Consider the following 14,093-nt stretch of genomic DNA (forward strand, 5'->3'; position numbering starts at 1 on the left):
AAACTAAGCCTTCTGCTGCAATAAAATGATAAAATAAATAATGTTGTTATTTTAAATTAATCTCTTTTATTTCAACTTTATCCAATAAATTATTCATATTTTCAAATGTAGTAAGCCCCTCGCTAAAAGCAGTAGCAGTTCCTGAAGCTATAGCATATCTATACGAATCAAGTATATTTAAATTTTGACTTATACCATATACAATACCAGCTACCATAGCATCTCCTGCCCCAACAGAACTTACAAGATTTCCTTCGGGAGCATTTCCTATATAAGAGCCGTCTTTATTAACTAAAGCAGAACCCTCTTTACCTAATGATACTATAACATTTTCACTTCCGTCTTCTACTAATTTCTTGGCATAAGTTATGATATCATATACAGTTTTTATATCCTTTCCAAAATATTCAGATAATTCTTTTCTATTTGGTTTCGTAAGAAAAACATTTTCCTTCACCGCTATTTTAAAAGCATTCTCTCTTGAATCCAATATTACTTTTACATTATTTTTTGATTTTGTTTTTTGTATAATGTCTTTGTAAATATCTTCTTTAACAGAACTAGGCACACTTCCGGAAAGAACTAATATATCATTATCCTGAATATTATTATCTATAATATTCAGCATCTGATCTATATTCTCCTGCAATATTTTAGGAGATTTACCCATTATTTCAGTTTCTTTTTTTTCTGTTTTTATTTTCACATTGATTCTAGTATCTTCGGCAAGAGAAATAAAATTATCTTTTATTCCATATTTATTTAAATCTGCTTTTATATAATCACCTGTAAAGCCTCCGCAAAATCCTAAAGCAGAAGATTCTATTCCAAAATTTTTTAATACTTTAGAAACATTTATCCCTTTTCCACCTGCTAAAGTGTATGAATTATTTACTTTATTTAATTCTCCTTCTTCAAATTTATTCATATCCATATAATAATCTACTGCAGGATTTAGTGTTAAAGTATAAATCATATAAACTCCCTTATCTTTATTGTTTATTATTTAGTAAGTAATATTAATATATATTATATCGTATATATAAAAAAAATAAAATATTAATTATAATCGAATATTAACATTTTATTTTATAACAATAATTCTTTGACTTTTTTTATAATTTCATTATACTTTACTTATATAATAAAACTTTTAATTTGGAGTATTAATATGGCTGTTTTAGTATGCGGAGGAGCCGGATATATAGGCTCACATGTAGTTAATGAACTTTTAAAGCAGAATATCGAAACTGTTATAATAGATTCATTAGAATATGGACATAAAGATGCTATTAAAGACTGCAAAAATTTTTATCATGGCAATATAGGAGATAGTGATTTACTTGATAAAATTTTTAAAAGTCATGATATAGATTCTGTTATGCATTTATGTGCCTATATAGAAGTTGGTGAAAGTGTACAAAATCCTGCAAAATATTATTATAATAATGTATCTAATTCAATTAATCTTCTTAATGCTATGCTTAAAGCAAAAGTAAAGAATTTTATATTTTCTTCTACAGCTGCTGTTTACGGAGAGCCTGAAAAAATACCTTTAGAAGAGGACTGCCGAAAAGAACCTACAAATCCATACGGCGATAGTAAATTGGCATTAGAAAAGATACTCTCTTGGTATAGTAAAGCCTATGATTTTAACTATGTAGCTTTAAGATATTTTAATGCTTCAGGTGCTCACCCAGACGGACATATTGGAGAAGACCATAAACCTGAATCACATTTAATACCATTAATACTTCAAGTACCGCTTGGAAAAAGAGATTCAATAAAAATATTCGGAGATGATTATCCTACTCCAGACGGAACATGTTTGAGAGATTATATACATGTATGTGATTTAGCTTTGGCACATATTGCTGCTATGAATTACTTAAAGAACGGCGGTAAAAGTGTTTCATGCAATTTAGGTAATGGAAATGGATTCAGTGTAAAAGAAGTTATTGAAGTAGCTAGAAAAGTAACAGGACATCCTATACCTGCAGAAGTTTGTCCTAGAAGAGCAGGAGATTCATCAGAACTTATAGCAAGCAGTAAAAGAGCAAAAGAAGTTTTAGGATGGACACCTACTATAGACTCATTGGAAACTATAGTACAAACTGCTTGGAATTGGCATAAGAATCACCCTAATGGATATAATGACAGATAATATTTATTTGTAAAAAATAAAGGGGCTTAAATTAAGTCCCTTTTTTATACAGCTTTATTCTAATTTCCCCACCCTATATATTTACTGTTTTAATTACAAATATTAATTATTTTTTATTTTTTAGCTAAAATAAAAAAAACACAACCCACCCAAGTTTTTTATTAAATTTTATGCTTATTTCAACGCACGGTAAGTAGATTTTTATTATATAATTTAAATTTGAATGATTAATTAATTTATATATTTAGAATAGCTAACCGTGCGTTTTGGTAAGCTATATATTTTAAATAAGCTAGGGCGGGCATGCTTTTTTAGATTATAGCTATAAATGAAATGAAAACAAAAGTTTATAAACTAATTGCAAAGCATAGCGGGCGGGGAATTAGAATAAAATTTAATATAATAAAAAATATGGGGCTTTTTTAAAGCCCCATTAAAATCATATAAACTTATCTGTTTCTGTAATATGGTTTATTATAACCGCCTCTGTCATTATATCTCTTATTATTATAACCGCCTTTTCTTTTTGAATATACTTTAACACTTCTGTATGGCGGCTCACCATCACTCTTAGTTTCAACCTCATTATCATTTTGTAATTCTAAGTGTATAATTCTTCTTTCATAAGGCGACATAGGATCCAAAGCTACGACCCTTCTAGTCTTTTTAGCCTGCTGAGCAGCCTGACGAGCTATATGTTTTAGTGTTTCTTCTCGTCTTTCTCTGTATCCATCAACATCTAATATAATATGTCTTTCAGCATCATCATTAAATTTCTTAGAAGCTATCAATGAGATAATGAACTGTAAAGCCTCTAATGTAGCACCTTTTTTGCCTATTAAAACTCCAGAATCCTCCGTAGAAATATTAATATAAATTCTTTTTTCGCTCTCTTCTTTAGCAGTAACTTCAGCTTCAACTCCCATATACTTTAATATATTAGATACTATAGATTGAAATTCACCCAAATTCGTAGAAATTTCCTCATAATAAACTCTTATAATAGTAGGAGATTCTTCTCCAAAACCTAACAATGTTCGTTTACCCTTATCTATTACCTCAATTCTAACCTGATCTTCTGTAAGATTAAGTTCCTCTAATGCCTTACTAACGGCATCTTTTTCTGATTTACCGCTAAACTCTTTTACTAACATAGTATCCTCCTTTCTATATGAAAAGTAATATCTTAATATTACTTTTAATTTACTAAAAATTATTTACTTTTTTCTCTTTTTTTTCTTTTTTGAATATGTTTTATTTTCTTCTTCTTCAATAACCTCACTTGTGCTAGATTTATCCAATTTTGATGTTATAAATTGCTGTATTACTCCAAATATGTTTTGTGCAGTCCAATATAAAGCAAGTCCGCTTGCAAAATTATAGAACATAAGCAGCATCATAAGTGGAAAAATAGTTGTCATCATTTTCATTTGAGCAGCAGCAGCTCCCCCTCCTGCAGCTGAAGATGAAGGCTGAAGCTTCATACTCAAATAACTAGTTATTGCCATTACTATAGGAAATAAATTAAAATTGAATCCGCCCAATATCGGCATACTTGACGGAAATACAAATAATTTATCAGGAGAAGACAAATCTGTTATCCATAAAAAAGGTGTATTTCTAAGTTCAACCATAGACTGCATAAGATAGAAGAATGCTATTAATAATGGGAATGGAAGGAGCATAGGAAGACATCCGCCTAAAGGATTAATCTTCTCTTTCTTATAAATAGCCATTATTTCTGCATTCAATTTTTCCGGATTATCTTTATATTGTTCTCTTATACGCTCTATTTTAGGATTGACAAGCTGCATTTTCTTCATAGATTTATAAGAAGCATTATTTAATGGGAATGTTATTATTTTAAATAGCAGTGTAAATAATAATATAGCCCAAGCATAATTTTTTGTAATATTATATAAAGCGTTAAGCATAACATCTAATATATAGGTTAAAGGTCTTAAATTAATACCTAAGAAAGATTCCTGAAATATAGATTCATAGGACTCTTCTAAATAATATTTTGAAAATATACTTCTTATTTTTGGTCCCATAAATACGGAATAAGTATCTGTTACTGAAGAACCGCTTTTAATATTATGTTTAGAAACTAAATTTGCTAAATGAAAATCATTTCTATATTCATTAGTTGAAGGTTTAGAAAAAGTCATAGTTTCAAAAACTGTATCATTAGACTGTGCAGGCGAAGAAATAATAGCAAAATACCTATTATTTAAAGCTACCCATTTATCCTCTCCTTCATATACACTATATCTCATTTGATTAGTTTTTATACCTCTTGAAGAAGAACCAAACAACCTTGAAAATATATTATCCTTTACTATATCCCCTGTTAATAATATTCTAGATTTACCATTTCCTTTTATCAAATATTGTGCTTTAGTAGCATCTTCTCTTACAGCGTTTTTATCTGTTCTGTACGGACCTATACCTGTAGCTAAGAAATATGAATAGAATAAAGAAAGATCTTTTTCATCTATATTTTCTATGCTAACAGAGTTTTGCAGCTGATAAGGATCCTCTCCAAAAGTAAAAGTCTTTGTTATTTTCACTTTTGTATTATCAATAATAGCATTAGCCGAATATAAAACTTTATCAGTGCTTTCTTCTTCTAATTGATAATCCAAATTCTCAGGTATTGCGATGGAATTAGACAAATTTTGGAAAGTTACAGTAAAAGGATAAATACCCTCATAAACCTGCTCTACCATATCAATAATTTCGTTGGTAGCATCTGCCCCCAAATCCTGCGGATAATAATTTTTTAATTTATATGAATACAAAGAGCCATTTTTAAAAGTTGCTATAACATACTCATTTTCAAGTACTTTTTCATTATTATTAATTGCTGCATTTGTATTTTCTATCTTTTCTATTTTTTGCATTTGATCAGTATTCAACAGAGTATTTACAGAATCTGTATTATTGCTATTACTGACAGCATTTGAATTTGTGCTTACATTAGAATTATAAACCGGCTTCATTGTTTTTGCCTGATAGAACATGTATAGAAACATTATTATAGCGGAAAGTCCAATAGCTATAACCATTCTTTTATTATTGCTCATAAAATGTTTAAGCTCCTTAAATCAATTATATACAAACAAGAATTCTTTAAGCAATTAAAAAAGGAAGATGGTCTAACATATAAAAAATACTATGGCACAGGATCATATATTTTTTTTGCTAGCGGGTTACATCTCAGTACTCTGGCAATTGCAAGAAAACTACCCTTTATAGGTCCGTATTTAATAACAGCCTGTTTAGCATATTCAGAACAGGAAGGTATATATCTGCAGGAAGGTCTTAAATAAGGGGAAATAGCTTTCTGATACAAAAAAATCAAAAACAAAAGAATATTTTTCATATATGTAAAACCTTCTTAAATAATTTTAATAAGTCTCTTTTATAGTCATCAAATGAAGGCAGCTTATAAGTATCAAACCTATTAACTATAATAAAATAATCATACCCAACAGGAATTTTATCTTTTTGAGTTCTATATATTTCTCTAACTATCCTCTTAGCTTTATTTCTGCCTACGGAATTAGCTTTGTTTCTTTTTATAGTTACAGCAAACCTGGAATAGGAGCGATTATTTTCTAATAAGAGCACAGTGTATTTAGAATTATAAATTCTTTTAACACTGCTGCTATTATTAAAAAAAGCTGATATATCACTTCTGTGCTTTAAACGCTCTTTACTATATAATTTCAATTAGCATTTCCTGTAACAGTTTTTCCAATAAGTACTGCTTAATAATTGCCTGATAATTTACTCATCTGCTGCAGTTAAGCGATATCTGCCTTTTCTTCTTCTTCGTTTTAAAACATCTCGTCCATGTTTAGTTGCCATACGCTTAAAAAATCCGAATTTTCTAGCACGACGCAACTTACTTGGCTGATAAGTTCGTTTCATATATGTCTCCTTAAAGATTATATTTCTTTATTAATCATTTTCACATAAAAAAAATTCATACAAATATACGAAAGTATTATACTATACGATTTTAGTTTTGTCAAGCACATGAAGTTTTTTCAAAAAAACACATATAATTTATAAATTTGATATTATATTATTTAATGATATAATAATACAATGAAAAAGTATTTACTTGAGAATAAATTAGAAGATATTACACCGTTAATAGAAAATTTGTCTGCTGAAGTAAAAAAATATATACCAAATAATGAAATAGAGTTATTTGCTGCGGCATTATATGAAGTTATAATGAATGCTATTGAGCATGGGAATCTCAATATTTTATATGAAACTAAAAAAAGTTGGCTTAAAAAAAATGTTTACCATAAAAAATTAAAAGAACTTCTAAAAACTGATAAAGCTAAAAGCACACATGTAGAGATAACATTGCAAATAGAAGATGATAATATTATTATTTCTGTTAAAGATCAGGGACTTGGATTCAAACCTAAACAGGAAGCAAAAAAAATAAATAATGATGGATTTGCCCGTGAAAGCGGAAGGGGAATTATGATGATTAAATCGTATTTTGATGAAGTAAAATTCAATAAAAAAGGCAATGTCATAACATTAATGAAAATAATAAAAAAAGAGTAACTCCTTTACAAAATAAACTATTTATTAATACAATAAAAAAGCATATATACAATAATAATAATATAATTTCAGAAAATTTTATTATTTAAGAAATAAAATAATTTTAAAGAGATTCAATTTATGTCTAATGATAAAAAAGCAAAAAAAGTAAAAAATACTAAATATTTTCATAAATCTCCTCCTATACAATTGGATACAGGGTTTGTTAACTTAGAAAGGTTTATGGCTATAAATGAATATGATGACGGGACTTTTTCTAGGGAATATAACTGCGATATAATAAATAGAAAAGGCAGGGATGCTGTTATTATAGTTCCGTACACTTATATAGACAATCAAATACAGGTTCTTATGATAAGCACTTTCAGACCGGTAGTTTATTATAGAGAGAAAGTAATGACAGGAAAAAACTCTGAAGAAATTGATGAATATATTATGAATTTTTTAGAGTTCCCTGCCGGTATGCTTGAAGAAGATGAAATGAATGAAAAGAATCCTAATCAGGGAATAAAAAAATGTGCTAAAAGAGAGCTTGAAGAAGAAACGGGCTATAATGTAGACTTAAAAAAGATAAATGTATTGGGACATAGATATTATAGCTCTTCAGGCATTATTACAGAAAGAATTAATATTGCCACATGTGATATAACAGGATTAACGCCGACAAAAGAAATTAAAACTGATGGTTCTGTTATGGAAGAAACTATAGAATCTTTTTTCGTGCCATTTGAAAAGGCTATGAGATGGTGCAAAGAAGGTATAATAAAAAATGCCGGTACTGAAATAGGACTTCATAGGCTTTATTTCTCTATAATGTATGAGCATCAAAAAAATCATAATTTAATACTTCAAAAAAGGCTTCATGCACTATTAAACGAAATAAATTCTCTCAAAAAAAGTGCTGAACATTACAATAGATTAATAAGAGAATTCAAAGCTACTGTTTCCCATGAATTAAGACATCCGTTTACAGAAATCATGGGATATATTAATCTTCTTAAAAAAAATAATATGCCTGAAGAAAAAAGAGAGGAGTTCTTTAATATAGTTTCAAGGAGCATTAAAAAACTTTATGATACTAATAACAATCTTATACAAATAGCATTAAAAGATGATGAAAGTTCAAAATATGTATCCGAATTTAATATTGAAGAAGAACTTAATATTATTATAGAAGGCTATAAATTTATTTACCCAAAAAATATTAATATAGAAATAAATGTAGAAAAAAACTGCATCACTTTAATAGGATATCAAGGAAGGTTCAGACTTATTATGGAAGGTATAATATCCAATGCATTTAAATTTACAAAATCCGGAACTATATCCATAAATGTAAGAACTTTAGATACTATAGAAAAAAAAGAGCTTGATTTCTCACCTGACTTATTTAATTATCATACTATGAAGAATATAATACCAAATGAAATTGAGATAATAGTGAAGGATACAGGAAAAGGAATAAAACCTAGCAAATTAAAAAAGGTATTCATACCATTTTATCAGGCCGATTCAAGATTTGAAAGAGAGTACGGAGGAATGGGAATTGGTTTATCTGTTGTAAAAGATTTGCTTGATACTATGCAGGGTACTATAAATATAGACAGTTCAGAAGGTGCTGGTACAATAGTAAAACTAAGAATACCTTTTGGCATTCCTAGCAAAAATTAGATTATAAGTAACACTAAATTTATAATCTAATTACATGCCCCACCCTTTTAATTTTTTAACCTGATAATAAATATAAAATTTTATATTTCTTTATTATCTATTGAAAAAATATAGCACCCGCCCAAGCTTTTTTTAGAAAGTGTGTAATACTCAACGCACGGTAAGCTAAACTACAAATATTAATAATATTGAAATTTACATTTAATTATAATAAAAAGTGCCGTTCACCGTGCGTTAATTTTAAATATCATAACTAGATTAATCATGGCAGGAATATAAAAATAAATTAGTTTCTATTTTTAATTATTACTATCTTTCTTCCGCTGTCTTCAAAATAAAAATCATCTGTATATAAAGAAATGAGAAATATACCTCTTCCGCTGTCTTTATAAATATTATCCTGAGATTCTGTAAGTTCTATCATAGCCGAAATATAATCAAACCCTTCGCCTTCATCTTCTATTATAATTTCTATTTTCTCATCATCTATAGTAATATTGATATATACATTTTTATCATGATTATTTTTATTTCCATGGATTATGGCATTGGTAACGGCTTCTTCAAATGCTATCTGCAATGCATCGCATTGTTCTATACCGTTTGAATGAAGCATATCCAAAAAATCTTTAGAAATTTTGGGTATTAATGATTTATCACTTGGTATTTTTTTCATAAATAATATTTTTTCTGCTCGCTTTGGACAATCCTTAACGTACATATTCATAATCAATTTCCGCTTGTTCTTACTATTATCAATTACTCTATAGTATAGTAAAATAAAATATAGATTTCAAGGATTCTAAAGGCATATTTTAAAAATATTACTATTAACAATATTTTTTTAATAAATCTATTGACAATAATTATAATTTGAATACAATTTATATAAATTTTATATTTAATTTCAATTATAATTTATATAAAGGACTTTTTATGAAATATATGAATCTTTACAGAGGATATGAAAAAAGAAAAGAAGCTATTGACAAAAGAATATCTTCTATTATAGAAAGAAGTCAGTTTGTATTCGGAGAAGAATTAGATACATTGGAGAAGGAATTATCAAATTATACAGGTGCAAAATATGCTGTAGGAGTTTCATCTGGGCATGTTGGTTTGGTTCTTGCTCTTTTAGCATTGGGTTTTAATGCAGGAGAGGATCATTCTCAAAAAGAGGTAATAGTACCTGCTATGACATTCTTTTCTACAGCTGAAGCTCCGGCTTTTTTAGGAATGAAAGTCAGAGTTTGCGATATTGATGAATATTTTAATATGGATGTAAAAAAATTAGAAAGTTTAATAAATAAAAATACTGCCGCTATTATACCTGTTAATTTATTCGGTCAATGTGCTAATTTTGATGTTATACTTGATATTGCTAAAAAGAATAATATTTTTGTAATAGAAGATGCCTGTCAATCATTTGGAGCAAGCTACAAGAATATAAAATCATGTTCAGGACAATTGGGTGATATTGCCGTAACATCATTTTTCCCAGCTAAACCATTAGGCTGTTTCGGAGACGGCGGAATGGTATTTACTAATAATGAAGAATTATATAAAAATCTTAAGCAGCTTCGTCATCATGGAGATGAAGGCGGAATGATACATGTAAAACTAGGAACTACAGGAAGACTTGATAATTTACAGGCCGGCATTTTACTTGAGAAATTCAAAGGTTTCGATGCCGATATGGATTATAGAAGAAAAGCAGCTGAATATTATAATGAAAAATTAAAAGATGTAGTAAAAGTACCTCAAATTGCAGAATATACTCAAAGCGTACATGCTCAGTATGTTATACAGGTAGAAAATAATAGAGATGAAGTGAGAACAAAATTAAGTGAATTAGGAGTACCTACTGCTCTTTACTATCCTCATCCTATACATTTAGCTCCTATCCTTGTAAAAAAATTAGGCTACAAAGAAGGAGATATGCCTGTATCTGAATATGCTTCAAAACATAATATAGCTTTGCCTATAGATAATGATATTCTTAAAGAAGAACAAGATATGGTTATAGAGGCGGTAAAAAAAGTTGTAAATAAATAACTTAGAATTATGATAAAAGCAGGTGTTAAGCACTTGCTTTTTTATTTTAAATATAAATAAATAATAAAATTCGCTTTTAATTTTATAATATCATGATTTTAATAAATTAATTTATATACTAATATATATAAATATAAATTTGACAAATAGAACAATATTTTATATCATATTTAATATGAGGAGAAAATATGAATAATCTTAATAAATTAATAGACCATACTATTTTAAGACCTGATGCGACAATAGATGATGTAAGAAAACTATGCATAGAAGCAAAAGAATATGGATTTTATTCTGTATGTGTGAATTCAGCTTATGTAAATGTAGCTTATAATTTTCTTCTGCATTCAGATGTAAAAGTATGTTCAGTAGTAGGCTTTCCTTTGGGTGCTATGATGAAAGAAGCTAAAGCCTATGAAACAAAAGTTGCTGTAGACAGCGGAGCCGATGAGATAGATATGGTTATAAATGTTGGTTTTTTAAAAAGCAAGAAAATAGATCTTTTTGAGAGAGATATAAAAAAAGTAAGAGATGCATGTCATGCCAGCATATTAAAAGTAATAATAGAAACTTGTCTTTTAACAGATGAAGAAAAAGTATTAGCATGTAAAATAGCTAAGGAATGCGGTGCAGATTTTGTTAAAACTTCTACAGGTTTTTCTACAGGCGGAGCAACAGAACATGATGTAAAACTTATGCGTGAAGCTGTAGGCAAAGAAATGGGCGTTAAAGCTTCAGGAGGCATAAAAACTTATGAAGATGCTTTAAAAATGATTGAAGCAGGGGCAAGCAGACTCGGAACAAGCAGCGGTATAGCTATAATAAAAGCTCAAAAATCTTGAAATGGGGTAATTTTATGGAGCCAAAAGAACCTAAAGCATTCTATGATGAAGAGGCATTTAAAAATAATCTTCTTGAATACCATATAAAATTAAAAAAAGGCGATGCTGCTAGATATGTACTTCTTCCAGGGGATCCTAAAAGAGTGGGATATATTGCCAAATTCTTAGATAACCCAGAATTAAAAGCTGATTATAGAGAATATGTAACAGTAACAGGTAAATATAAAGGAGTAGACATTTCTGTAACTTCAACGGGTATAGGAGGTCCTTCCGCTTCAATAGCTATGGAAGAACTTATTAAAGTAGGTGCCGATACATTTATAAGGGTTGGTACTGCTGGAGGACTTAGCCTCAAAGTAAAGCCCAATGATTTGGCAATAGCTCAGGCTGCAATCAAAGATGAAGGTACTACAAGAGAATATATACCTTTTGAATACCCTGCTATTGCAAATACTGATGTTATGTTTGCATTGAGAGATGCTGCTAAAAAAATAAATGCTAATTATCATATAGGTGTTGTACATAGTAAGGATTGCTTTTACGGAGAATTAGAGCCGGAGAATTCTTTTTTCAGAGAAAAGTTTGAAAATAATCTTAAGTACTATACATTATGCGGAGCTATAGCTTCAGAAATGGAATGTGCTGCTCTTTTTGCTTGTGCTTCTTTAAGAAAAGTAAGAGCAGGCGGAATAATGCATATAGTAGAAAATACTATGATAGAGAGAATGGGTACTCATTTAGAATATAATGATAATATAGAAAATATGATATTAACTGCATTAGAGGCTGTAGTGCTGTTACATGAAAAAGACAAAAAAGCTGAGAGAAATAAATAAAGAGGTAATTAAATATGTTTCCAAAAGCCTATTATCAGGAAAATGAAAATCTAGTTCATCATTTAAAATTAAAAAAAGGTGATGTAGGAAAATATATCATTATGCCGGGAGATCCTAAAAGATGCGTAAAAATAGCTAAAAGATTTGATAATGCCGAATTAATAGCTGATTACAGAGAATATGCCACTTATACAGGATATATAAACGGAGTTAAAGTCTCTGCTGTTTCGCATGGTATAGGAGGTCCTTCCACCGCTATAGCTTTAGAAGAACTTATAAAAATTGGGGCAGATACTTTTATTCGTGTAGGTACATGCGGCGGTATGAATATGGAAGTTTTGCCGGGTGATATTGTTATCGTTAATGGTGCTGTAAAAGGCGGCGGTACAATGGATAATTATATACCTAAAGAATTCCCTTGCGTACCTAATATAGATGTTCTTGAAGCTATGATTGAAGGGGCTGATAAAATAAAAACAAAAACTCATGTAGGTGTTGTACAATGCAAAGATGCTTTTTATGCTCAGCATGCTCCTGAAAGTATGGCTGTGGATAAGGAATTATTATATAAATGGAATAGTTATATTAAAGCAGGCTGTTTGGCTTCAGAAATGGAATCTGCTACATTATTTGCAGTAGGGTCAGCAAAAAATGTAAGAACCGGAGCTGCTATGCTTGTTTTACATAATCAGGAAAGAGTAAAAAACAATATTAATGATCCAAAAAATTATACAGGAGAAGAAGCTATAGATTTGATAATAGAATCAATTAAAATTTTAATAGATAAAGATAAAAAATAATAATAAATAAATAATAAATAAATAATTTTAGGAAGGAATTATGATTAAAAAAATAGTGTTATGTGTTTTATTTATCATTTCTTTATTTGTATTCTCATGCTCTAAAAGTACAAATAAAGATACAAATAGCTTTGAAATAGCTGTACTTATAGATTTAGGTCCTATAGATGATAAATCTTTTAATCAGGGATCTTGGGAAGGCGTAAAGGATTATGCTGAAAATCATGGTATAAGCTATAAATATTACAGAGTTCCTGACAAAGATATAGATTCTTATTTAAACACTATAGACCTTGCGGTTAAAGGCGGTGCTAAACTAATAGTAACTCCGGGCTATCAGTTTGAACCTGCTATATACAAAGCACAGGATATTTATACAAATGTAAATTTTATATTAATAGACGGAGAACCGCAGGACGGAACTTATACAGATTATAAAACATCATCTAATACAGTTGCCATTCTTTATTCTGAAGAGGAAGCCGGATTTTTGGCCGGTTATGCTATAGTAAAAGAAGGATATACTAATTTAGGATTTATGGGAGGTGTTGCTCACCCTGCGGTAGTTAGATTCGGATATGGATTTGTACAGGGGGCTGATTATGCTGCTGTTGAATCAAAGCTGCCTAAAGATGCTGTTAATATCAAATATACTTATGTAGGTAATTATGATCCTACTCCGGAAAATCAAACTTTAGCTACTTCTTGGTATAAAAGCGGCGTACAAGTAATATTTGCTGCTGCAGGTGCCGCAGGAAATTCTGTTATGAGTGCTGCTGAAAATAATAATGGACTAGTTATAGGTGTTGATGTTGATCAGAGTTTTGAATCTACTTCTGTTATTACTTCTGCTATGAAATTAATAAGAGAGTCTGTTTATAATGCTGTCGCTTCTTATTATAATGGGAATTTCAGCGGAGGAAAAACTACAATATTAGGAGCTCAGGTCAAAGGTGTAGGACTTCCTATGGCTACTTCTAAATTTAAAGTTTTCACAGAAGATGATTATAATATCATATATGATTCTCTTGTAAAGAAAACTATTAAAGTATTAAAAGATACTGATGCAAAAAGCATTTCAAATTTACCTTTAAATTTAGTAAAAATTAATTACATTAATTAAATT

At 29.3% G+C, this 14,093-nt stretch carries 15 protein-coding genes; 8 read left to right on the plus strand and 7 right to left on the minus strand.

What is annotated here, in order from left to right:
• Nucleotides 1-46: 46 nt before the first annotated feature.
• A complete protein-coding gene (pfkB, locus tag BHAMNSH16_RS05810) occupies nucleotides 47-976 on the minus strand; it encodes a 1-phosphofructokinase (RefSeq protein ID WP_069731906.1) in 930 nt (309 codons plus the stop codon).
• A gap of 195 nt (nucleotides 977-1,171) precedes the next feature.
• On the opposite strand from pfkB, the gene galE reads away from it, so the two are divergent.
• Complete coding sequence (gene galE, locus BHAMNSH16_RS05815; protein ID WP_008727562.1) at nucleotides 1,172-2,164, plus strand: UDP-glucose 4-epimerase GalE; 993 nt, start codon at nucleotides 1,172-1,174, stop codon at nucleotides 2,162-2,164.
• A gap of 449 nt (nucleotides 2,165-2,613) precedes the next feature.
• Here the strand turns inward: galE and jag are convergent, their stop codons facing one another.
• From jag to rpmH, 5 genes are all read right to left on the minus strand, one after another.
• The gene (gene jag / locus BHAMNSH16_RS05820; protein WP_008727561.1) at nucleotides 2,614-3,318 is read right to left on the minus strand and encodes an RNA-binding cell elongation regulator Jag/EloR; all 705 of its coding nucleotides are present in this window, start codon (nucleotides 3,316-3,318) and stop codon (nucleotides 2,614-2,616) included.
• A gap of 63 nt (nucleotides 3,319-3,381) precedes the next feature.
• Nucleotides 3,382-5,253, minus strand: coding sequence for a membrane protein insertase YidC (yidC, locus tag BHAMNSH16_RS05825; RefSeq protein ID WP_069731907.1), 1,872 nt, complete (start codon nucleotides 5,251-5,253; stop codon nucleotides 3,382-3,384).
• 89 nt (nucleotides 5,254-5,342) lie between these two features.
• Nucleotides 5,343-5,552, minus strand: a complete 210-nt coding sequence (gene yidD, locus BHAMNSH16_RS05830; RefSeq protein ID WP_008727558.1) for a membrane protein insertion efficiency factor YidD — start codon at nucleotides 5,550-5,552, stop codon at nucleotides 5,343-5,345.
• Nucleotides 5,549-5,902, minus strand: a complete 354-nt coding sequence (rnpA, locus tag BHAMNSH16_RS05835; protein WP_069731908.1) for a ribonuclease P protein component — start codon at nucleotides 5,900-5,902, stop codon at nucleotides 5,549-5,551. The genes yidD and rnpA overlap by 4 nt, the downstream gene beginning before the upstream one ends.
• Nucleotides 5,903-5,959: 57 nt before the next feature.
• Nucleotides 5,960-6,076 (minus strand): 50S ribosomal protein L34, encoded by a 117-nt coding sequence (rpmH, locus tag BHAMNSH16_RS05840; protein ID WP_014486794.1) that lies wholly within the window; start codon nucleotides 6,074-6,076, stop codon nucleotides 5,960-5,962.
• A 207-nt stretch (nucleotides 6,077-6,283) separates the two neighbouring features.
• On the opposite strand from rpmH, the gene BHAMNSH16_RS05845 reads away from it, so the two are divergent.
• Nucleotides 6,284-6,763 (plus strand): ATP-binding protein, encoded by a 480-nt coding sequence (locus tag BHAMNSH16_RS05845; protein ID WP_008727554.1) that lies wholly within the window; start codon nucleotides 6,284-6,286, stop codon nucleotides 6,761-6,763.
• Nucleotides 6,764-6,883: 120 nt separating this feature from the next.
• Nucleotides 6,884-8,434 carry an ATP-binding protein gene (locus tag BHAMNSH16_RS05850; RefSeq protein WP_069731909.1) on the plus strand — a complete coding sequence of 517 codons (1,551 nt, stop codon included), beginning with the start codon at nucleotides 6,884-6,886 and terminating at the stop codon, nucleotides 8,432-8,434.
• Between the two features lie 286 nt (nucleotides 8,435-8,720).
• On the opposite strand, the gene BHAMNSH16_RS05855 is transcribed toward BHAMNSH16_RS05850, so the two are convergent.
• Nucleotides 8,721-9,161, minus strand: coding sequence for an ATP-binding protein (locus BHAMNSH16_RS05855; protein WP_008727551.1), 441 nt, complete (start codon nucleotides 9,159-9,161; stop codon nucleotides 8,721-8,723).
• Between the two features lie 209 nt (nucleotides 9,162-9,370).
• Here BHAMNSH16_RS05855 and BHAMNSH16_RS05860 point away from each other — a divergent pair, with 209 nt between their 5' ends.
• From BHAMNSH16_RS05860 to BHAMNSH16_RS05880, 5 genes are all read left to right on the plus strand, one after another.
• On the plus strand, nucleotides 9,371-10,489 hold the full coding sequence (locus BHAMNSH16_RS05860; RefSeq protein WP_008727550.1) for a DegT/DnrJ/EryC1/StrS family aminotransferase: 1,119 nt from the start codon (nucleotides 9,371-9,373) through the stop codon (nucleotides 10,487-10,489).
• A 188-nt stretch (nucleotides 10,490-10,677) separates the two neighbouring features.
• Nucleotides 10,678-11,331 carry a deoxyribose-phosphate aldolase gene (gene deoC, locus BHAMNSH16_RS05865; RefSeq protein ID WP_008727549.1) on the plus strand — a complete coding sequence of 218 codons (654 nt, stop codon included), beginning with the start codon at nucleotides 10,678-10,680 and terminating at the stop codon, nucleotides 11,329-11,331.
• Between the two features lie 14 nt (nucleotides 11,332-11,345).
• A complete protein-coding gene (locus BHAMNSH16_RS05870) occupies nucleotides 11,346-12,167 on the plus strand; it encodes a nucleoside phosphorylase (RefSeq protein ID WP_008727548.1) in 822 nt (273 codons plus the stop codon).
• Nucleotides 12,168-12,181: 14 nt separating this feature from the next.
• Entirely contained in the window at nucleotides 12,182-12,967 is a 786-nt protein-coding gene (locus BHAMNSH16_RS05875) for a nucleoside phosphorylase (protein ID WP_008727547.1), read from the plus strand.
• A gap of 40 nt (nucleotides 12,968-13,007) precedes the next feature.
• Nucleotides 13,008-14,090: a BMP family lipoprotein gene (locus BHAMNSH16_RS05880; protein WP_008727546.1), complete on the plus strand. Its 1,083-nt coding sequence runs from the start codon at nucleotides 13,008-13,010 to the stop codon at nucleotides 14,088-14,090.
• Nucleotides 14,091-14,093: the final 3 nt, after the last annotated feature.

This window comes from Brachyspira hampsonii, assembly GCF_002214805.1.
GTDB lineage: Bacteria > Spirochaetota > Brachyspiria > Brachyspirales > Brachyspiraceae > Brachyspira > Brachyspira hampsonii.

Bases quoted from the DNA above. Each gene is read 5' to 3' on its own strand.
- pfkB (WP_069731906.1), bottom strand. From the start codon at position 976: ATGATTTATACTTTAACACTAAATCCTGCAGTAGATTATTATATGGAT.
- galE (WP_008727562.1), top strand. From the start codon at position 1,172: ATGGCTGTTTTAGTATGCGGAGGAGCCGGATATATAGGCTCACATGTA.
- jag (WP_008727561.1), bottom strand. From the start codon at position 3,318: ATGTTAGTAAAAGAGTTTAGCGGTAAATCAGAAAAAGATGCCGTTAGT.
- yidC (WP_069731907.1), bottom strand. From the start codon at position 5,253: ATGAGCAATAATAAAAGAATGGTTATAGCTATTGGACTTTCCGCTATA.
- yidD (WP_008727558.1), bottom strand. From the start codon at position 5,552: ATGAAAAATATTCTTTTGTTTTTGATTTTTTTGTATCAGAAAGCTATT.
- BHAMNSH16_RS05845 (WP_008727554.1), top strand. From the start codon at position 6,284: ATGAAAAAGTATTTACTTGAGAATAAATTAGAAGATATTACACCGTTA.
- BHAMNSH16_RS05850 (WP_069731909.1), top strand. From the start codon at position 6,884: ATGTCTAATGATAAAAAAGCAAAAAAAGTAAAAAATACTAAATATTTT.
- BHAMNSH16_RS05855 (WP_008727551.1), bottom strand. From the start codon at position 9,161: ATGAATATGTACGTTAAGGATTGTCCAAAGCGAGCAGAAAAAATATTA.
- BHAMNSH16_RS05860 (WP_008727550.1), top strand. From the start codon at position 9,371: ATGAAATATATGAATCTTTACAGAGGATATGAAAAAAGAAAAGAAGCT.
- deoC (WP_008727549.1), top strand. From the start codon at position 10,678: ATGAATAATCTTAATAAATTAATAGACCATACTATTTTAAGACCTGAT.
- BHAMNSH16_RS05870 (WP_008727548.1), top strand. From the start codon at position 11,346: ATGGAGCCAAAAGAACCTAAAGCATTCTATGATGAAGAGGCATTTAAA.
- BHAMNSH16_RS05875 (WP_008727547.1), top strand. From the start codon at position 12,182: ATGTTTCCAAAAGCCTATTATCAGGAAAATGAAAATCTAGTTCATCAT.
- BHAMNSH16_RS05880 (WP_008727546.1), top strand. From the start codon at position 13,008: ATGATTAAAAAAATAGTGTTATGTGTTTTATTTATCATTTCTTTATTT.